Raw genomic sequence first — 18483 nt, 5'->3', positions numbered from 1 at the left:
AAGACTCGACGACGGGTGCAGACACCGATACAACCCGGGAGCTCGCTGAGCCCGCGTGATGCCTCGATCCACCTGCCGACTTCGCTGGGCACCTTGGGGCCTGATGCTGGGCACCGCGCTGGTGGTCCATGCGGAAGCACACGCCAATGAGTCCCTGATCAAAGTGCTGCACGAGCGCAGTTGTGAGGGCTGCCGCCTCGCCGACGCCGATCTCGTGCACGCTGATTTGCGCGACGCCAACCTGCGCGACGCCAAATTGATGCGCGCCAACCTGGGCCAGGCCCAACTGGATGGGGCCGACCTCAGAAATGCAGATCTGAGTTTCACCAGCCTGCGCGGTGCCTCCCTGCGCGGGGCCGACCTCACCGGCAGCCGGCTGTACGGCACGGACTTACGGGATGCCGATCTGGCTGGAGCCAAATTGAGCCCAAACGCGTTGGAAGAGGCCCACTGGCAAGGAGCGCAGGGGATTTCCAACGGTTCTCGCAGCCATGCTGCGCTTCACAACGCCGGTGTGGAAGCCTTCCAAGCTGGTCACTGGTCTGAAGCGGAACAACTGTTCAGCGATGCGATCCGCAGCAATCCTGAGGAACCCTTGAGCTGGGTGGCCCGAGGCATCAGCCGTAGCGAACAAGCCAAAGATGAGCTTGCGGCTACTGATTTTCGCTATTCAGCAGCCCTTTATCAAAGGCTTGGAGCAGGAGCCTGGGCCACCAAGCTGACGTCCGCTGCCGATTCAGTGAGCAAGCGTCGCTTTGAGATCGATGCACCGAACGAAGGGAATGGGATGGGCGGCCAGTTCCTCCAGGGCGCGATGGCCAGCTTGCGCATGCTGGCGCCGATTGCAGCCAAAGCCTTGGTCCCACTAGGACTGGGGTTCTAAAAGCGCCCGCTCAGGAGCCGCTCATGATCTGCCGCGCGGCCGGGAGGCTCGGCCGGTATCCATATCCATAATTACCCCCTTGCGTGTCATCAATGATGCGTGGAGTCACAAGAATGACGAGCTCTCGCTTGGTGCGACTACCACCGGAGCTCCTAAAAAATTGCCCAATGAAAGGGATGTCGCCAAGGATGGGCCACTTGGTCACTGCCTGGACATCTGAATCTTGAATAACGCCGGTCAAAACAAGAGTCTGACCATCACGGACTCGAATCTTGCCGGTATCAAGCTCCCGACTGTTGATAAGACTTATGTTCCCACAATTCTCAATGACTCGTATACCTGTCTCAGCAGAAACCTCCGGGGACAAAGAAAAAGTAACAAAACCATTATCATCTATTCTATCTACTCGCGCGCCAAAAGTAAGGCCGGCATTTTTGAAGACTGGCTCGCAAAAAATATTCGCATTATCATCCTGCCTAACCCGATAAGATGTCACCAATCTCGTCCCAACAGACACAAGCGCCTCATTGGAGCGTGAACGACCAACCTTTCCGTCAGAAGAAATCGACCTATCATCGGACCCAAGACTTTCATCATCCCCTTCTTGAATAATCAACGTGGGACTTGCTAAAACCTTTGTCGAAGATGATTGAATCTGAGCTCTCAGAAAATCAAAAAATTGATTGGCTGGATACTGAAATCGCGTGGGAGACTCAAAAGTAATCTTACCCTCTTCATCAACCTCACTCACACCAGGCTGAAGCGGATTTTGATTGGTTCCAAACCCCGGCCGAAAAGTACCGCCGGGCACAGTTGGTGAACCCGGGAAAGGGAAGGGAGCTTGGGGCTGATCCAAAAAGGCATTCTCTTCCCGCAACGCCCCGGTCCCAGACAAGGGCGTCGTACCTTCCGCTGCACCAAATTGCCCAGGAAGACCACCTTGTGGACTACTAGGTGGCTTGAATGCACCAAAATTTGCAAGCAATTGACCTTGATCGCTGACGATAAAAGCGTTGCCAGAGCGGAAAGCAAAACTATTGGTGATCTGAGAATCATTATCCAAAGCAATATCAAGAATGCGCACGCTTAAAGCCACCTGTCGTTGCCGAAGATCGATTTGCTTGAGATACCCCTCGGCGACAGCAACCAACTGAGAATCACCCACCAAGGTCACCGTCTGCAGCCTTAAATCAATGGTCACCACCAAACCGCGCAAGGGTCCAGACGACGACCCGAAACTCTCGCTCAAGAGGGTTGTGGAGGATTGCTGAGATGTGGAATTACTGAGCTGCGCTGTCCCGACTGAAGCAGGTTCACCTCTCGTTGTCGTGATCGAGTTCGCGCGGTTATACGTGGCACCGAGATTACCCAGATATTGCGCAGCTGATTGAGCTTTTACCTGATTCAACCGAATCACCTTGGAAATCTGCGGCCCAAAAGTTTTAGACGCAGCTGATTTTCCCACCAGCAACGTGCGGCCGTCCAACTTGCCTTGCAAACCTGAAGCCAGCAGCACACCATTCAGGGCACGGGCGTAACTCTCGTTCTGGAACGCCATCGACACCGGGGCTACCGACGACGGCTCCTCTGAACCACTGGCTGCCGAGTTATCCCCCACATACACAAACCCATACCCCCCTAAGCGCGCCAATGCCATCAAGGCATCTTTCGCCGGGGCGTTATTCAAAGTGAGCGTCACCGGCGGTCCACTCACATTCACGAAGCTGCGGTTCTGCAGCACCATCGTGCCCACAGCCATATCGCCCAGCGGTGGGGCAACAGCACGGGGGCGCAGGGGAGGGGCGTAACGCGCCTGGGGCACACTGCCCGGGGTGTTCAGATCCAGGCGCCCCGTCTGCAGGGTGGGCGCTGTGGTCAGACCGTTGAACTGAAGAATCAGATTTCTGCCATCCGCACTCACCACCGGTTCCTGCAGCGTCTGCCCCGGCACCGGCACCACTTCCAATTGGTAGGTCTGCCCCGACCCACTGATCGCCACCTTGGCCAGGCTCGCGCCTGGATCGGCCAGTTGCTGGCCACCATTGCGCACCCCCGGCTGACCCTGGGTCTGTAGACGCCCCTCCCACACCCCGCCGTTGAGGCGCTGCTGCAGCACCGGCTGGGCACCAACACCCTCAACCACCACCTCCACACCGCTTGGGCCACGGCGGATGCGCAACGCCAGGGCACCCTGCGCCTGAACCTGACGGGAGACATTCTTCATCAACCCATCGAGTGCCCCAACATCGGCAGCCGAGAGGCCAGCCATCAACACGAGGGCCGTCAACCGGGAAGGAGAAAATCGCATACCCGGGTTGCAATGCCACACACCATGGGCGGATGGTATCGATCGAATCTCCTGCCAACCAGCCCTCCACAACGAGAACTCACCAGGAGTTCAGGAGGGCGCTGATTTCGCCTTTGGCTCAACCGGTTCAGCAGTTTTGTCGAAGAACGTCAACTTCAGCTTCAGCCGGGTGCGTGGTGGTGCGGCAGGTTGTTGATCGTCTGCATCAGACGCTTGCGAAGCATCGTCAAGCGCTACGAGTTCCAGATCGCTGGGCTGAACCAGCAACTCCAACTGCTCCATCCGCCTCAGGAAGGAGAGCAAGCCGGGATAAGGGCCCTCCGCCTGAAGCAGAACCGCCGTTTTCTGATACCCGAGCTTGGCAAGGGGGTCCTTGGGAGCCGCCTGCTTGTTGCCTTTCCCCTGGGTGTTCCCTGGTGTGGAGGCTTTGTTCGTTGCCTCCGATGGGGCATCCGCAGACACTGCAGCCACAGGCTCATAGAGCGTGATTGCGACGCCGGTGGCAGCCGACTCGCGGCTGAGCTGAGCCAGAAACGTGTCGATCTCTCCCCGACCAGCCACCAGTTCAATGAGCAAGCTCTGCTGCTGCCGCGCTTGTTTCAAATCCACCTGGGTTTTGGTGCGCTGAAGCTTCAGCTGGGGCCGGGACGCCTCTTTGGCCTTCAAGTCGTCCATTCGTTGGCGCTGTTCCTCGATCACCCCCAGCCGCGGCCAAGCCAGCCCGGTCAACAGCGCCCCAGCCAGCACCACCCCGAAGGCCGCAGGCACACCCACCAGGATCCGCCCCCGGCTGAACCGACGGCGCCAGACCGATTGATCCGGGCTGAGATTGGTCACAACGGCACCCCCTGCTGCTCGAGCAGCCGGTAGCGCTCTGCCAGTCCATCGGCCCCCAGAGCCTCCAACTGCTTGATCGACGGTCCCGCTTTGGGATCAAGCCCCCAGTCGAGACTGAAGTTCACCACCGGGGTGTCACCATCATCACGGGTGAGCTTGAGCACCTTCACACCGTCCGGCTTGGAGATGGGCAGGCGCGCCAAGGTGATGGCCAGAGCATTGATGCGCTCCAGAGGCCCCGGAGTAGTTCCCACGGCAGCCTTGCCAGAAATCTTGATCCGGTCGTTTTGAACCGACACGTCCTCCAGCTGGATGCCGGCAGGAGTGACACGCCGCAACTGCTCCAATAAGGGCGATCCTGCGGGGACCGCCACGAGTTGCTCCGCGATCTGAAGCGTGTCTTTTTTCAGAGAGGAGATCTTGCTTTTGTTGCTCTTGATCTGGCCTTCAAGCGAGCGGACCTGAGTTTCAAAAGGCAGCAGCGTCTCCAGCTCTCGCCGCTGACTGGACTCAATCCATCCCAGGGCCACCACAGAAACCAACGCCAAACCAACGGCCGCCCCCCCCAACAACGCACCCCGCAGCAGCAGAGGCCCCTTGGGCATCAACGGTGGGGAGTCCTGGGGGAGACCAAGCTCCAGGCGCCGTTCGCGCAACAGATCTGGCAAACGCTGCTGCTGGAGACTCATGACGGCACCTCCGCTGGCGCCATCAGCGCCAGCCCCACCAGGGAAATTTCGGCATCCCCAAGCAATGGCCCCAGCTTGAGCGAGTCATGGCTGTCTCCCCAGCAGCCTCTCCACGAAGCGTCGGCAGTCACACACCAGCCCGGAAGGGCCATGGCTGCAGGCCCATCAGCACTGGCTTGCTTCATCCAGGCATCGACCAACCCCAGCACTTCCACGCGCAAGGCCGCCAGATCCCTGGCCTCCAGGGCAATATCCAACTCAGGCCATCCACGCTCCAGCAGCAGGAGACGCCAGCTGCCGCCCTGCTCCACCAACCAGATCAAACGTGGCTGCAGGTCTAGGTCTTGCGAACATGCCAGCCCCCTCCAGGCGGCACAAAGCAGCCATTCAGCCCGGCGCACGCTGAGATCGGCCGAGGCCAAGGTGTCCAGCCAGGCCTGCAGCACCAAGCGCTCCATACCCACCACCATCACTGACTCCGTGCTGGCGTCAGGCAGCAGGTCCAGGTAACTCTCCTGCAGCGAAAGAGACCAGCCCAGATCTGGGCCAAGCGCCCGCAGATCATCACCGTTGCTGAGCGTGGCCGCCGCCACTCCCTGAAGCAGCCGCCACTGACAGCACGGCAGGGGCAGTAGCAACTCCACCTCCACCTGGGCTGCCACCAATCCCTGATCCAGCAGCAGATCAGCCAGGGTGTCGCCCAGCACCTCGCGCTGCAAGGGAACCCCTGCGCGTACGAGATCCTGGGGAAGCGGGACGCTGGTGACTTGCTGCTCTCCCTGCAAGCTCCAGGTGAGTGTGAGGGCATCGTCAGATGGAGCCAGCACGACCCGCACGGGATCCAGCAGGGCCTGGACCTGACGCATCCAGCCCTCAAGGGCAGGAAAGCGATCGCTCAGTCCTGCCAGCACTACGTCCCCCCCACTGGCGTCATTAACGATCTGCCGGAAGGGTATCGGCTAGCGCCAAGGGGCGCCGCTCCCCACAGCCTCACTGATGTGGCGGAATCCATGGCGGTCCAGCTGCAGCAGCAGTCCATCCAAAACCCGGGGCACCAGATCGGGGCCTTCATAAATCCAACCCGTGTACAGCTGAACCAGGGACGCACCAGCCGTGATCCGCTCCCAGGCCGCTTCCGGCGTGCTGATTCCGCCCACACCGACCAGGGGAAGCGCGGGTCCAGCGGTGGCGCGTAGCCGCCGCAACACTTCCAAAGCCCGTCGACGCAAGGGATCGCCGCTGAGGCCACCAGCCTCCTCCGCCAAGGAGCGCCCGGTCTGAGCGAGCACACGCTGCTCCAGACCGAGACGATCCAGGCTCGTGTTCACGGCGATCACCCCCGCGAGTCCCTCCTCATAGGCAAGGCGAGCCAGACCATCAATGGCGTCATCCTCCAGATCGGGGGCGATCTTCACAAGCAGGGGCGGGCAGCCGGCCAAACGGCGCAGACGCTCCACCAGGCGCCGTAGTTGCGAGGCGTCCTGCAAATCCCTCAGGCCTGGAGTATTCGGAGAACTGACATTGATCACGGCGTAATCCGCCTGGGGTGCCAGCAGCTCCAACGACGACGCATAGTCATCGGCGGCCTGATCGAGGGGCGTGATTTTGGACTTGCCGAAATTGATCCCCAGCACCGCGGGGCGCTGACCGCGGGCCGGCAGAGCTTGACGCAACAGGGTGCGGCGCAGCACCTCAGCACCACCATTGTTGAATCCCATGCGATTCAAAGCGGCCCGCTCCTGGGCCAGCCGGAACAGCCGCGGCCGCGGATTGCCTGGTTGCCCGTGCCAGGTGACGGTTCCCACTTCTGCAAAGCCAAACCCGAAGCGATCCCACACCCCGGCGGCAACACCGTTCTTGTCGAAACCAGCCGCCAGACCCACTGGATTGCTGAAGCGGCAGCCGAACAGCACCTGTTCCAGGCGCACATCTTTGCGTTGAAGCTCCGTACTGATCCCCTCCAGTACTCCCGAGACCCCTGGCCATCGACGCCTGAGGCTGAGCTGGGCGAGAGCCTGCAGGGCCGCACGACTGAGCTGTTCGGCATCAAGGCCCTCATCGTTGGCAAGCACAGGGCCCAGCCAGCGGCGATAGAAACCTGCGGTGGACAACGCCCCGAACGATGACGACTGGGCCATCTGGTTTCCTGCTTCTATCTCGATCCTGCCTCGGCACGCCGCAAACGCCAGCGATCGCCGTTGATCGGTTCCACCATCCAGTCGCGCCAACGCCACGGCTGCTGGCGTTCCAGCAAATTGGTGAGGGGTTGTTCCACCAACTGAGCGAGCTCGACGGTCGTGAGCGTGAAACCACCGCTGGCCAACCGATCCGCCAGCTCCAGGCGCGTAAGCAACATGCGCAGGGGCTCCGGTGCCGGATCCAGGGATTGGCTCTGGGCAGCAGCACGCAGCGGGGGTCTTCCCCCCTTCGAGTAAGCCACAGCGATGGCATCCACCCGGTCGTTATCGGGATCACCGCTATGTCCCTTCACATACGTGAGCGGCACATCGGGCAGGCGTGCTGCATCCAGGGCCTGCCAAAGGTCTTGGTTGAGCACGGGCTTACCGGCCGCCGTCTTCCAGCCTTTGCGCTTCCATCCGGCCATCCAGGACCCAAGCCCATCGATCAGATATTTGCTGTCGGTCCGCAAGGTGAGATCGGGATGGCGCGGCAGCTCCGCCAAGCGCTCCAGAACAGCGAGGGCGGCCTGCAGCTCCATACGGTTGTTGGTCGTGGCTGGCTCAGCCCCACCAAATTCCTCCACACTGCCGTCTTCGAAACGAATCAACGCACCCCAGCCTCCCGGACCCGGGTTGCCGCTGCAGGCTCCGTCGGTGGCCGCTGCGACAACCCGTCCTCTGCGATCGCCATCAGACATTTGTCACCCCACCCTGTGTTCGGTAGAACACGGTTCTTGAACACCCAGGAGGTCTGGGCTATGAGCCGAACCTACTTCCGCTGGACTGCCATGGCGGCCACCGCCCTGGGGCTGATCGGTCTGGGTGCAGGAGGTCCCGGCTTGACCCGAGCCTTGTTCGACAGCAGCCCCTTGAAGCAGGAGCGCTTCGCGATCCTGGCCCAGGCCGTAGGGAACAGCCGCTGGAAACTACTGGTGCTGGAGCAGATCAAGGCCCGTCCCTTGTGCTGGGAGGAACGCGAGGACGGTCTGATCAAACCCTCCTTGAATGAGTTCAACTTCAGCGGAATCTGCAGCCGCTATCTCGACAGCAACGGTTACTCCTTGCGCACAGGAGGCGCTGATTCCGATAAGCGCTATCGCCTGAAGTTGGAGCAGTCTGGCAACAGACTTGTGCTTGTAGCCCTGGAACCCGATCGTGGCGAGAGCACGATCGTGGCGCGGGCTAATCAGATTCAAAGGGACAAAAACGCATTTGTGAAGTTGACCCTGTCACCAGGGTGGTCTCTGGAGCGTCGGGCCTACAAGGGCCGCACCCTGAGCCACGTTTATTTCGCCAATTCCAAGTCGATGCCGACGCTCATGGCCCAAGGTGGTCGTAGCCCCGTCTTCTCGGCAAGTCTGCCCAGCGCTCCAGGCTTACCTCAAGCAGGAGGCAGGATGCAGGGAGCGCGGGGACCGATCCGGCTGGAGGTGATTCCCTTCCGTCCGTGACGCGAGGACAGTTGAGAGAGCGCCCTCCCCAAGCAAGACAGCGCCAGGATCACTTCTTATGGTCCATAGGTGTGAGGAGTGCTAAGCGCCTCTTCAGGGTCGAAACAAGGACAGACTCCTGCAACGCGTTTCACTTCTGAGCTCTGCCTTCGGCAGGGCTCTTTTTTTGACAACAAAAAAACCGACCCTTGGGTCGGTTGAGTGTGATGGATGGTTGGCATCCCGAAAGACGCCAACCCGAAGAGATCACTTGAGAGTGACCTTTCCGCCCACCTCTTCGATGGCCTTTTTGAGGGCCTCGGCTTCGTCCTTGGACACGCCTTCTTTGATGGCCTTGGGTGCTGCCTCGACCATGGCCTTGGCATCACCAAGACCCAGGCCGGTGGCCTCGCGCACAGCCTTGAGGACCTTGATCTTGGATGAAGCTTCAAAGCTCTCCAACACAACATCAAATTCGGTCTTCTCTTCAGCGGCCTCACCACCGCCAGCAGCAGCGCCAGGAGCCGCCATCACCACACCAGCAGATGCGGCGGCGGACACACCGAAAGCTTCCTCGATCTGCTTGACAAGCTCGGAAGCCTCAAGCAGCGAGAGAGTTTTCAGTGATTCGAGGATTTCGTCGGTTTTTGCAGACATGGATGGGAATCAGCAACAGATCAGAGAAACAGTCGAGTCGAAGACGATCAGCCTTCGCCGGATTCGGCGTGCTGCTTGAGCGCCCGAGCAAGACCGGAGGGAACCTCGTTGATGCCGACAGCCACCTTGGTGGCCACGGCATTGATTGCACCTGCGATCTGCGCCATGAGAGCTTCCTTGGAGGGAAGATCGCCAATGGCTTTGATCTCGTCCTGAGACAGGAGCTTGCCTTCGAAAAGGCCGCCCTTAGTTTCAGATTTTTTGGTGTCCTTCTGGAAAGCCTGAACGGCCTTCACTGCACCGCCCACATCCCCTTTGACAAGGACAAAAGCGTTGGTGCCGGAGAGAAGGGAATCAAGGTTTGACCAAGCACTGTCACCATCAATGGCACGACGCATCAAGGTGTTTTTGGTCACCTTGCACACACCGTTGGCTGCCTGCAGACGGGTCCGCAGATCAGACATTTCCTTGATGGAGAGACCCTGATAATCCAGGACCAGTGCCATTTCGGCCTCACCGAGGAGCTGCTTGAGCTCTTCGACGATCTGTTGCTTGCTCTCCAGAGTGCGGCCCATAGGAATTGGATCGGATCGGGGGAACAAGCTGGGCACGCGGCCGGTCAGTGCTTCCCGGATGGGAAGACGAGGCCGCGTGTCGATCCAATCCCTAAGGGAGCAAAATCGTCGCGTTTGCCTCGGCAGGACTTATGCAATCAGACCTGTTCTTAAGAACCGGATGATGCAACCTGCTGTCTCAGGCCGGGTACGTACCCGTGGACTGGCAAATGCCAGTCCAATAAATTACATCACCGCCTGATCAGGCATCTTTGTTGATGTCTTGGAGTGCCGAAATATCCACTTCGACGGATGGGCCCATCGTGGACGTCACGTAGAGGCTCTTCCAGTAACGCCCCTTGGCCCCACTCGGCTTGTTGCGGTCGATGGTCTCCTGAAGCGTCTTGAGATTGTCGAGCAGGTTGGCCTCTGAAAAACTGGCCTTACCGAAGCGCACATGCACAATCCCTGTGCGATCGGCACGAAATTCCAGCTTGCCGGCCTTGAATTCGTTAATCGCTGATGCAAGGTCTGTGGTGACCGTTCCGGCCTTGGGATTCGGCATCAAACCCCGAGGGCCGAGCACTCGACCCAACTTGGCCACTTTGGGCATCATGTCGGGGGTGGCGATCAGCAGGTCGAAATTCATTTCGCCCTTGCTGATGGTTTCCACCAGGTCCTCATCACCGGCAAGTTCTGCACCGGCAGCCTTGGCTTCTGCAACTTTTTCACCCCTGGTGATCACCGCGATCCGTACGGTCTGACCAGTGCCGTGGGGCAATGCGACCGTGGTGCGCAGCTGCTGGTCGGTGTACTTAGGGTCAATCCCAAGACGAGCGTGCGCTTCAACGGTCTCGTCGAACTTGGCAGTGGCGTTCTCCTTGACCAGCTTGATGGCTTCAAGCGGTTCATAGGCCCGTTCCTCGATCTTGTTGACGAGGCCGGCCAGGCGTTTGGATGTTTTAGGCATGGCAGATATGGGGTGCAGGCGACCGCTGGGTCTCCCCCGAAAAAGGACAGTTGAAGCAGAGAGAACTGGCGCCGTGGGCGTCAGTCGGTGACGGCGACGCCCATGTTGCGGGCAGTGCCTTCAATGATGCGCATGGCCGACTCAACGCTGGTGCAGTTGAGATCGGGCAGTTTGGTTTTGGCAATCTCCTCAAGCTGAGAGCGATTGATGGAGCCGACATTCCCCTTGGCGGACTCACCGGATCCTTTGTCGATCCCGGCGGCTTTGGTGATCAGCACCGACGCGGGAGGCGTCTTGGTGATGAAGGTGAAGCTGCGGTCTTCGAAAACCGAGATCTCCACCGGGATCACAAATCCGGCCTTGTCCTGAGTGCGGGCGTTGTACTCCTTGCAAAACGCCATGATGTTGACCCCGTGCTGACCGAGGGCAGGGCCTACGGGTGGTGCGGGGTTGGCTTTGCCGGCCTGAAGGGCCAGCTTGATGACTGCTGTGACTTTCTTGGCCATCGGCGGACGGAGTTGTACATCTGCGGATCACCTGACCCTCGGGCCAGATGCGGCGGAGCGGAAACCACTCCTAGGGCCGCCCTCCGCAGGGAGACGGCCGCCGCAACGACTCAGTTCTGCTTGCTCACCTGGGAAAACTCAAGCTCCACAGGTGTTTCCCGACCGAAGATCGACAGCAGGGCCTTGAGCTTGCTGCGCTCGCCGGATACTTCAATCACTTCGCCCTGGAAATCCTTGAACGGACCAGCTGTCACCAGGATCTGATCACCCTCGGTGAGATCAACCTTGACCACGGTTTTCTTCTCTGCAGCCCGCTTGAAGATGCGATCCACCTCGGAACGACTGAGGGGTCGAGGCTTGATGTGACCACGGGCCTTGCCAGTGGCACGACGATCTTCCGCACCCACGAAATTGATCACATTCGGGGTACTGCGCACAGCCATCATCGTGTCTTCGTCGAGCACCATGCGCACCAGCACATAGCCAGGGAAGACCTTCTCCTCTGTGGACTGCCTGCTGCCGTCCTTCTTGACCTTCACCGCAGGCGTTTCGGGAATCTCAATTTCCAGAATCCTGTTGCTCACCCCGAGAGTGACGGCCCTCTGCTCCAGCGTGGCTTTCACCTTCTTCTCACAACTGGATGCCACCTGAACTGCGTACCAACGGGCGATACCGGTACGAACGGCAGGAGTCTCAAGAGTTCCTTCCTCGCCATCATTCGGAGCCGGAAGATCCAGTACTTCACTGGTATCCGACTGGCTGAGATCAAGATCAGACACGGGGCAGGATGAGAAGAACAGAACGTCGAAACGGATCGTCGCCGTGGGCCATGAAGCAGCCGATCAACGGAACACCTGAGAGGCAGCCCAGCCGTAAAAACGACTCAGCGCAGCGATGGCCGCCGCTGACAGGCTCACCATCAGAATCACTGCGATCGACTCACTGAACAACTGCTGCCGGCTAGGCCAGACAACAAGCTTCAGCTCCTCGTAGGTCGCAGGAAAAAATCCACCTTTCTTTTCCGGCTGATCAGAGCCGGATGGAACCGGTGACTTGGCTGCTGCAGTGTCCTCGGAGGTTGGCGTTGTCACGGAGTCGCTGGGCACGGTGTCGTTGGGCCAGTGCTGACGCAGGCTCAGACGGCACGTGGCAGTAAACAAAGATCCTACCGGACGCCTTTAAAGCTCATCCCGGCTCGAAACGGAAAGGATCAGCAAGAGAGGTTCCCGCCAGCACATGCACAACTTGCGCACCATTAAAACGGTCCCCTAGCAGTTCCGTCGCAAGGGGATTTTCCAACCGGCGACGGAGCACGCGGCGCAGAGGCCTGGCACCGTATTCAGGCTCGTAGCCGAGGGTCACGAGACCATCGATCACAGCGTCATCCACCTGCAGGTCCAGTCCCTGCTCCCTAAGAAGACTGGATAGATCCGCCAATTGCAGACGCACGATCCGGCTGAGATCCTGCTGATCAAGCGGTCGAAACCGAATCACCTCATCGATGCGGTTGAGAAATTCAGGCCGGAAGTGGCTGCTGAGCGCTTCATCCACCGCTGCATCCAATGACGGGGATGCGTCCTGAGCCTCTGAATCCCGACCCGAGCGCGCAGCCTCGAGGATGGCCCGACTGGCGAGATTGCTGGTCATCACCACCACCGTGTGGCGGAAATCAACGGTCCGTCCCTGGGAATCACTGAGCCGGCCGTCATCCAGCACCTGCAGGAGCACATTGAAGACATCCGGATGGGCCTTCTCCACTTCATCAAGCAGCAGTAAGGCATAAGGGCGACGCCGCACGGCCTCCGTGAGTTGACCACCCTCCTCGTATCCCACATAGCCAGGAGGGGCACCAAGCAAGCGGGCCACGGCGTTGCGCTCCATGAATTCACTCATGTCGAGACGCACCATCGCCTCCTCCTCATCAAAGAGTTGACCCGACAGGGCCTTCGCCAGTTCGGTCTTGCCTACACCGGTCGGACCCAGGAAAAGGAAGGACCCCACCGGCCGGCGCCGATCCTTCATCCCGGCACGAGCCCTGCGGATCGCAGCAGCCACAGCCTGCACCGCCTCCGGTTGCCCGATCACCCGCTCCTGCAGACGCTGATCCAGCTCCAGCAGTTTCTGGCGCTCACCAGCCAGCAGTCGCTGGACCGGGATCCCGGTCCAGCGGGCCACCACATCGGCAATGTCCGCGGCTTCCACCTGTTCCCGCAGCAGGGCGGTGCCGGTGGCCTGAGCATCACTGAGGGACTGCTCGAGGTCATTGCGGCGCTGCTGGAGTCGATGCAGCTGGTCGTATTGAAGACGGGCAGCCTCTTCCAGATCTCCCTGGCGCTCGGCCTCGGCGATGGCATGGCGCAGATCCTCATCTTCTTGCAGCAGCTGGCGCAGCTCTTCCAGCTGCCCCCGTTCGGCCTGCCAACGCTCTCGTAAGCGGGACAAATGCGTTGTGGCCTCAAGTCGTTGACGCTGCAGTTGAACGCGTTCGGCCTCAGGGGCCTGTTCTGCGGCAAGCACCGACAACTCCAGCCGCCGCAGCTCCATCTCGGCGTCCTCCACCACCTGAGGCTTGGAGGTCACATCCATCTTGAGCTGCGCAGCCGCCTCATCGATCAGATCGATCGCCTTGTCGGGCAGACAGCGATCGCTGATGTAACGGTCGGCCAGCCGAGCAGCTGCTGTCACCGCGTCATCCGTGATCGTGACGCCGTGGTGCAGCTCATAGCGCTCCTTCACCCCCCGGAGAATCTCGATGCTGTGATCAATGGAAGGCTCCGCGATGGGCACCTGTTGAAAACGCCTGTTCAATGCAGGGTCTTTCTCAACGGTGCGTCGATAATCCTCAGGGGTCGTGGCGGCAATACAGCGCAGATCACCCCGCGCCAGCGCAGGCTTGAGAAGGCTGCCGGCATCAGCACTGTTGCGGTCACTGTTGACCACCGTGTGCAGTTCATCAATAAACAGCACCACTCCCGCCTCCGGATCACTGACCTCCTGCAACACCTCACGCAGGCGCTCCTCAAATTGACCACGGAACTTGGCACCGGCGATCAGCGCCCCAGAATCGAGGGCCACAAGCCGCAGACCCTGAAGCGATTCAGGCACCTCACCGGCCACCATGCGCTGGGCCAACAATTCGGCAATTGCCGTTTTTCCCACACCCGGAGCACCGATCAGCACAGGGTTGTTCTTGCCGCGCCGAGACAGCACCTTGATCAAGCTGCGGATCTCGGCATCCCGACCCACCACTGGATCCAGCTGGCCTTCGGCAGCTTCCGCTGTGAGATCCCGGCCGAACCGCTCAAGGGCTGTTGCCTCAACGGCAGAGACCGGCTCAGGCATGACTTCGGTCGTCTGGGCAGAAGCTGGCAACGGTGCAGGGGCAGGCGGCGGCACAGGAGGGGAGGGAACCTGAGATGACGACACCTTTGAAGGGGATTGGATCTTCACTGGGCCAGGGTCCGGGGCCCTGCGCAGCTCAACCTCCAGACGATCCGGCGTCAGTCCGAAACGGGAGAAAAGATCTTCACCAATACGCGGATCACGACCGATCGCAATCATCAAGTGGGACAGATCAATTAGGCGAGAGCCCCAAAGCCCCCGCACACGATCCGCTGACTCCAACAACCGTTCGAGATCTTCCCCGATAAACAGATCCTGGCCCCGGGCGGTGGGTTGCTCGGCAAGAAAGGATTCGAGCTGATCAAGAAGACGATCGCAGGGAAGAGAAAGGCCATCCACCTCAGCCTGATAACGAGGATCGACGAACAGCACTTGGAGCAGATGCTCCACATCAAGGTCTCCGTGGCGCCAACGCCTCGCCACATCCTGAGAGCTGAGCAACAGATCCCAGGCCTGATCGCTGAAACGTTCAGGCTCGGCAGTCAGGCTGGCTGGAGGCTGGGGGTTGCCTTCGAATGCAGAAGTCATCAAGCGGTGGCTCAGGCAGACGTGGAACGGGACGACAGCTCAATCAGCTCGATCTTGTATCCATCGGGATCTTCCACGAAGGCGATCACGGTGCTGCCGTGCTTCATCGGGCCTGGTTCGCGAACGACCCGACCACCCTGGCCCGCAATCCCCGCACAGGTTGCCTGGATGTCGTCCACGCCCAAGGCGATATGTCCATAGCCACTGCCGAGGTCATACTCGGCTGTATCCCAATTGTGGGTGAGCTCAAGGACCGTGGACTCCGACTCATCCCCATAACCGACGAAAGCAAGAGTGAAGCGGCCGCCGGGATAGTCCTTGCGCCTCAGCAACCGCATGCCCAAAACGTCGGTATAGAAGGCCAGAGAACGCTCGAGATCGCCCACCCGGAGCATGGTATGCAGCATGCGCATCGACAGGTTCAGCGGCTCCTCACCAGCATGGTGCATTGCCTTGGTTGGCGGAAGCGCGTGCAGGGACGCTTGCCTTTCGTGCCGGAGGGCACAGTTGCAGTGAGCAGGGCGCCCCATAGGATCCCCCCCAGTCTTCGATTCACCGCACGTGTTCGATTCCCTCGACCTCGTCATCGATACCATCGTGGCCCGTGAGGTGCTCGACTCCCGCGGAAACCCAACCGTGGAGGCGGAAGTTCTCCTGGAGGGCGGTGCCAGCGGAAGGGCGATCGTGCCCAGCGGTGCCAGTACAGGGGCCCATGAAGCCCATGAACTGCGCGATGGCGGCGATCGCTACATGGGCAAGGGCGTCATCCAGGCCGTGAACCACATTGAAGAGCGCATCGCTCCGGCGCTCTGCGGCCTATCAGCACTGGACCAGGCCGCCGTGGACGCCGCCATGCTGGAACTTGATGGCAGCGACAACAAGTCGTCCCTGGGTGCCAACGCCATCCTTGCGGTGAGTATGGCCAATGCCCGCGCTGCAGCCAACGGTCTGGGACTGCCCCTCTACCGCTATCTGGGCGGTCCGATGGCCACCCTGCTGCCCGTTCCCTTGATGAACGTGATCAACGGGGGCGCTCACGCAGCCAACAGCCTGGACTTCCAGGAATTCATGCTGGTTCCCCATGGTGCCCCCAGTTTCCGCGAAGCCCTGCGTATGGGAACCGAGGTGTTCCATACCCTCAAGGGACTGCTCAATGACAAGGGAATGAGCACCTCGGTGGGAGATGAAGGCGGTTTTGCTCCAGACCTGGGCAACGTGGAAGCCGGCGAAATCCTGGTCGAGGCCATCGAGAAAGCCGGTTACAAACCTGGAGAACAAATCTCCCTGGCTCTGGATGTGGCCAGCACCGAGTTCTTCGCCGATGGGCGCTACGCCTTTGATGGCGGAAGCTTCAACAGCGAGGAGATGGTGGGTCAGCTGGAGCAGCTTGTTGAAAAGTTCCCGATCGTGTCGATCGAAGATGGCCTTGCTGAAGACGACTGGGAGGGCTGGAAACTGCTCACCGAGCGCCTCGGCGCCAAGGTGCAGTTGGTGGGGGACGATCTGTTCGTGACCAATACCAAACGACTGCAACAGGGCATCGACAGCAGCACCGCCAATTCGATCCTGATCAAAGTGAACCAAATCGGATCACTCACCGAAACCCTGCAAGCGATCGATCTCGCCGGCCGCTCGGGTTACACGAGTGTGATCAGTCATCGCAGTGGCGAAACGGAAGACACCACCATCGCCGATCTGTCTGTTGCCACCCGCGCCGGTCAGATCAAGACGGGCTCCCTCAGCCGCAGTGAGCGAGTGGCCAAATACAACCAGCTCCTGCGCATTGAAGACGAACTGGGCAGTCAGGCCGTGTATGCCGGTGCCGTTGGTCAGGGGCCACGCGGAAAGGCCTGAGTCGCTGATGAAGCCTGTCTTCAGCGCTGGGCTGAGGACAGGCTCTCGAGCCGAGCGTCCTTGCGTAACTTCACCTGAAGTTTCAGCCAACCCATGCCAACGGGAACGGCTGCACCCAGAGGCAGCAATGCCCACAAGGGCCGAGAACTTGCTCCCATCAATGCAGCGGCCACGGCCAACCCTCCAAGCAGAACTGACTGACCAATGGAGTGTTGAGCCGTCACCATGCGACGGAACTGCCTGTCGGACTCCCCCATGCGGATCTGCAGTTGCAGATCGCCCTGCTCCAGACGCTCAAGGCTTTCATCCAGGCGCCGAGGAATCCCCACAGCGCGGGAACTCAACGCCCCCACCTGACGGCCGAGCTCATTGAACAGATCATTGGAACCGGATCCACTGGATGTCATCAGGGGCAGTAGATAGGGCTTGGCAATCCCAACCAAACTAAAGCCGGGATCGAGGCTGCGGCCCACGCCTTCAAACGTGGAGAGTGCGCGCATCACGAAGATCATTTCCACTGGCAACCGGAAAGGTTGGCCATACACCAATTCGTAGAGATCACCGGACAGCTTGTCGATCACGTTGGAGCTGAACGGAGGGGTGAGTGCATCACGCAGCATCAGACGCACCAGGCGACGGACCGGTCCCACATCAACATCTCCGGCGATCACTCCCGCCGCCTGCATCTCCTCCACGAGAGCTGCAGCGTCCCTCGACGCCGCAGCCCGAACCATCGCTCCCAGCCTCTGGCGCAGACGCTCAGACAGTTGGCCCATCATCCCGAAGTCGTAATAGATCAGTGCCCCATCGGCGGCTACGGCGAGATTGCCGGGGTGGGGATCGGCGTGGAAAAAGCCATAGCGCACCAGTTGCTGGAGGTAACTGGCCGCTCCGATCTCCGCGACCTCTCCAGGATCGATTCCGGCCTGAATCAGGGCGGGACGATCATTGACCTTGATTCCAGGTAAGTAATCCAGACAGAGCACTCGGCGTGTGCTCAACTCCCAGATGACCCCTGGAACTCGGATGCGGGGCTCATCGAGAAACTGCTGGCGGAAACGTGCAGCGTGCTGCGCCTCCAGGCGGAAATCCAGCTCTCTCAGAAGAACACGACGGCACTCCTGGGCAATCGCCACCCAATCTCGACCTCGCCCCCACTGGGGATGGCGCTGAAGCACCGCCGCAACCTGCTGCATCACCTCCAGATCGAGACGAAACACCGATTCCAAGCCCGGTCGCTGAATCTTGAGCACCACCTGCCTGCCGCTGCGCAAGCTGGCGCGGTGCACCTGGGCCAGGGAGGCAGCCCCAAGCGGCTCCTCATCAAGGTCGATGATCTCGGCGCAACGGGCACCCAGCTCTTCTTCCAACAAGGACTGTGCCTGGTCAAAAGGGAAAGCCGGAACCTTGTCCTGAAGATCAGCCAGCTCGGCCACCCAACCCGCTGGAAGCACATCCGGGCGGGCCGACAGCAACTGTCCGAGCTTGATGAACGCAGAGCCCAGATCCAGCAGTTCCCTTGTCAGCCAACGAGCCCGTCGCTGCTGACGCTGTTCCCTGCGCTCCGGGGTGATCCCACCGGCATAGGTCCAGCTCTGACCATCCCACCAAAGAAGCGCAAGCAGCTTCACCACAGCACGCCAGATGCGCAAAGCGCGGATGGCGCGACGCCATGGAGCCATTAA

General features: G+C 60.3%; 18 protein-coding genes. 3 read left to right on the top strand and 15 right to left on the bottom strand.

Translation table 11 applies throughout. The features are described from left to right. Nucleotides 1-58: 58 nt before the first annotated feature. Nucleotides 59-883 carry a pentapeptide repeat-containing protein gene (locus ACLM45_RS10395; RefSeq protein WP_415409177.1) on the top strand — a complete coding sequence of 275 codons (825 nt, stop codon included), beginning with the start codon at nucleotides 59-61 and terminating at the stop codon, nucleotides 881-883. Nucleotides 884-893: 10 nt separating this feature from the next. On the opposite strand, the gene ACLM45_RS10390 is transcribed toward ACLM45_RS10395, so the two are convergent. From ACLM45_RS10390 to ACLM45_RS10365, 6 genes are all read right to left on the bottom strand, one after another. Beyond that, nucleotides 894-3191: a type II secretion system protein GspD gene (locus tag ACLM45_RS10390; protein WP_415409176.1), complete on the bottom strand. Its 2298-nt coding sequence runs from the start codon at nucleotides 3189-3191 to the stop codon at nucleotides 894-896. 90 nt (nucleotides 3192-3281) lie between these two features. Further along, a complete protein-coding gene (locus ACLM45_RS10385) occupies nucleotides 3282-4028 on the bottom strand; it encodes a hypothetical protein (RefSeq protein ID WP_415409175.1) in 747 nt (248 codons plus the stop codon). Beyond that, the gene (locus ACLM45_RS10380; RefSeq protein ID WP_415409174.1) at nucleotides 4025-4717 is read right to left on the bottom strand and encodes a PilN domain-containing protein; all 693 of its coding nucleotides are present in this window, start codon (nucleotides 4715-4717) and stop codon (nucleotides 4025-4027) included. The genes ACLM45_RS10385 and ACLM45_RS10380 overlap by 4 nt, the downstream gene beginning before the upstream one ends. Next, nucleotides 4714-5628: a hypothetical protein gene (locus ACLM45_RS10375; RefSeq protein ID WP_415409173.1), complete on the bottom strand. Its 915-nt coding sequence runs from the start codon at nucleotides 5626-5628 to the stop codon at nucleotides 4714-4716. The genes ACLM45_RS10380 and ACLM45_RS10375 overlap by 4 nt, the downstream gene beginning before the upstream one ends. 48 nt (nucleotides 5629-5676) lie before the next feature. Further along, nucleotides 5677-6855, bottom strand: coding sequence for a quinone-dependent dihydroorotate dehydrogenase (locus tag ACLM45_RS10370; protein WP_415411414.1), 1179 nt, complete (start codon nucleotides 6853-6855; stop codon nucleotides 5677-5679). A gap of 14 nt (nucleotides 6856-6869) precedes the next feature. Continuing rightward, nucleotides 6870-7595, bottom strand: a complete 726-nt coding sequence (locus ACLM45_RS10365; RefSeq protein ID WP_415409172.1) for a ribonuclease H family protein — start codon at nucleotides 7593-7595, stop codon at nucleotides 6870-6872. A 60-nt stretch (nucleotides 7596-7655) separates the two neighbouring features. Here ACLM45_RS10365 and ACLM45_RS10360 point away from each other — a divergent pair, with 60 nt between their 5' ends. Beyond that, nucleotides 7656-8348: a DUF3747 domain-containing protein gene (locus ACLM45_RS10360; RefSeq protein WP_006042894.1), complete on the top strand. Its 693-nt coding sequence runs from the start codon at nucleotides 7656-7658 to the stop codon at nucleotides 8346-8348. A 246-nt stretch (nucleotides 8349-8594) separates the two neighbouring features. Here the strand turns inward: ACLM45_RS10360 and rplL are convergent, their stop codons facing one another. From rplL to gloA, 8 genes are all read right to left on the bottom strand, one after another. After that, nucleotides 8595-8984, bottom strand: coding sequence for a 50S ribosomal protein L7/L12 (gene rplL / locus ACLM45_RS10355; RefSeq protein WP_006042893.1), 390 nt, complete (start codon nucleotides 8982-8984; stop codon nucleotides 8595-8597). Nucleotides 8985-9031: 47 nt separating this feature from the next. Then, nucleotides 9032-9559, bottom strand: a complete 528-nt coding sequence (gene rplJ / locus ACLM45_RS10350; protein WP_006042892.1) for a 50S ribosomal protein L10 — start codon at nucleotides 9557-9559, stop codon at nucleotides 9032-9034. Nucleotides 9560-9800: 241 nt separating this feature from the next. Beyond that, complete coding sequence (rplA, locus tag ACLM45_RS10345; protein WP_415409170.1) at nucleotides 9801-10508, bottom strand: 50S ribosomal protein L1; 708 nt, start codon at nucleotides 10506-10508, stop codon at nucleotides 9801-9803. Between the two features lie 80 nt (nucleotides 10509-10588). Beyond that, nucleotides 10589-11014, bottom strand: a complete 426-nt coding sequence (rplK, locus tag ACLM45_RS10340; RefSeq protein WP_006042890.1) for a 50S ribosomal protein L11 — start codon at nucleotides 11012-11014, stop codon at nucleotides 10589-10591. Nucleotides 11015-11124: 110 nt separating this feature from the next. Then, complete coding sequence (gene nusG, locus ACLM45_RS10335; protein ID WP_006042889.1) at nucleotides 11125-11793, bottom strand: transcription termination/antitermination protein NusG; 669 nt, start codon at nucleotides 11791-11793, stop codon at nucleotides 11125-11127. A gap of 63 nt (nucleotides 11794-11856) precedes the next feature. Next, nucleotides 11857-12105: a preprotein translocase subunit SecE gene (gene secE / locus ACLM45_RS10330; protein ID WP_038005335.1), complete on the bottom strand. Its 249-nt coding sequence runs from the start codon at nucleotides 12103-12105 to the stop codon at nucleotides 11857-11859. A gap of 94 nt (nucleotides 12106-12199) precedes the next feature. Continuing rightward, nucleotides 12200-14944, bottom strand: a complete 2745-nt coding sequence (locus ACLM45_RS10325; protein ID WP_415409169.1) for an ATP-dependent Clp protease ATP-binding subunit — start codon at nucleotides 14942-14944, stop codon at nucleotides 12200-12202. Nucleotides 14945-14955: 11 nt separating this feature from the next. After that, on the bottom strand, nucleotides 14956-15357 hold the full coding sequence (gene gloA / locus ACLM45_RS10320; RefSeq protein WP_006042886.1) for a lactoylglutathione lyase: 402 nt from the start codon (nucleotides 15355-15357) through the stop codon (nucleotides 14956-14958). Nucleotides 15358-15505: 148 nt separating this feature from the next. On the opposite strand from gloA, the gene eno reads away from it, so the two are divergent. Then, the gene (gene eno, locus ACLM45_RS10315) at nucleotides 15506-16798 is read left to right on the top strand and encodes a phosphopyruvate hydratase (RefSeq protein WP_006042885.1); all 1293 of its coding nucleotides are present in this window, start codon (nucleotides 15506-15508) and stop codon (nucleotides 16796-16798) included. A gap of 20 nt (nucleotides 16799-16818) precedes the next feature. On the opposite strand, the gene ACLM45_RS10310 is transcribed toward eno, so the two are convergent. After that, nucleotides 16819-18480 carry an ABC1 kinase family protein gene (locus ACLM45_RS10310; protein ID WP_006042884.1) on the bottom strand — a complete coding sequence of 554 codons (1662 nt, stop codon included), beginning with the start codon at nucleotides 18478-18480 and terminating at the stop codon, nucleotides 16819-16821. Nucleotides 18481-18483 lie beyond the last annotated feature (3 nt).

Origin of the sequence: Synechococcus sp. A10-1-5-9 (assembly GCF_047716785.1) — a bacterium.
GTDB lineage: Bacteria > Cyanobacteriota > Cyanobacteriia > PCC-6307 > Cyanobiaceae > Synechococcus_C.
This window is presented reverse-complemented; position numbering and strand designations above follow the sequence as displayed.

Excerpts from the sequence above, each read along its gene's own strand:
- ACLM45_RS10370 (WP_415411414.1), bottom strand. The coding sequence starts at position 6,855 with ATGGCCCAGTCGTCATCGTTCGGGGCGTTGTCCACCGCAGGTTTCTAT.
- rplK (WP_006042890.1), bottom strand. The coding sequence starts at position 11,014 with ATGGCCAAGAAAGTCACAGCAGTCATCAAGCTGGCCCTTCAGGCCGGC.
- ACLM45_RS10395 (WP_415409177.1), top strand. The coding sequence starts at position 59 with ATGCCTCGATCCACCTGCCGACTTCGCTGGGCACCTTGGGGCCTGATG.
- ACLM45_RS10325 (WP_415409169.1), bottom strand. The coding sequence starts at position 14,944 with ATGACTTCTGCATTCGAAGGCAACCCCCAGCCTCCAGCCAGCCTGACT.
- rplL (WP_006042893.1), bottom strand. The coding sequence starts at position 8,984 with ATGTCTGCAAAAACCGACGAAATCCTCGAATCACTGAAAACTCTCTCG.
- rplA (WP_415409170.1), bottom strand. The coding sequence starts at position 10,508 with ATGCCTAAAACATCCAAACGCCTGGCCGGCCTCGTCAACAAGATCGAG.
- ACLM45_RS10360 (WP_006042894.1), top strand. The coding sequence starts at position 7,656 with ATGAGCCGAACCTACTTCCGCTGGACTGCCATGGCGGCCACCGCCCTG.
- ACLM45_RS10365 (WP_415409172.1), bottom strand. The coding sequence starts at position 7,595 with ATGTCTGATGGCGATCGCAGAGGACGGGTTGTCGCAGCGGCCACCGAC.
- gloA (WP_006042886.1), bottom strand. The coding sequence starts at position 15,357 with ATGCGCATGCTGCATACCATGCTCCGGGTGGGCGATCTCGAGCGTTCT.
- ACLM45_RS10310 (WP_006042884.1), bottom strand. The coding sequence starts at position 18,480 with ATGGCTCCATGGCGTCGCGCCATCCGCGCTTTGCGCATCTGGCGTGCT.
- ACLM45_RS10380 (WP_415409174.1), bottom strand. The coding sequence starts at position 4,717 with ATGAGTCTCCAGCAGCAGCGTTTGCCAGATCTGTTGCGCGAACGGCGC.
- rplJ (WP_006042892.1), bottom strand. The coding sequence starts at position 9,559 with ATGGGCCGCACTCTGGAGAGCAAGCAACAGATCGTCGAAGAGCTCAAG.
- ACLM45_RS10390 (WP_415409176.1), bottom strand. The coding sequence starts at position 3,191 with ATGCGATTTTCTCCTTCCCGGTTGACGGCCCTCGTGTTGATGGCTGGC.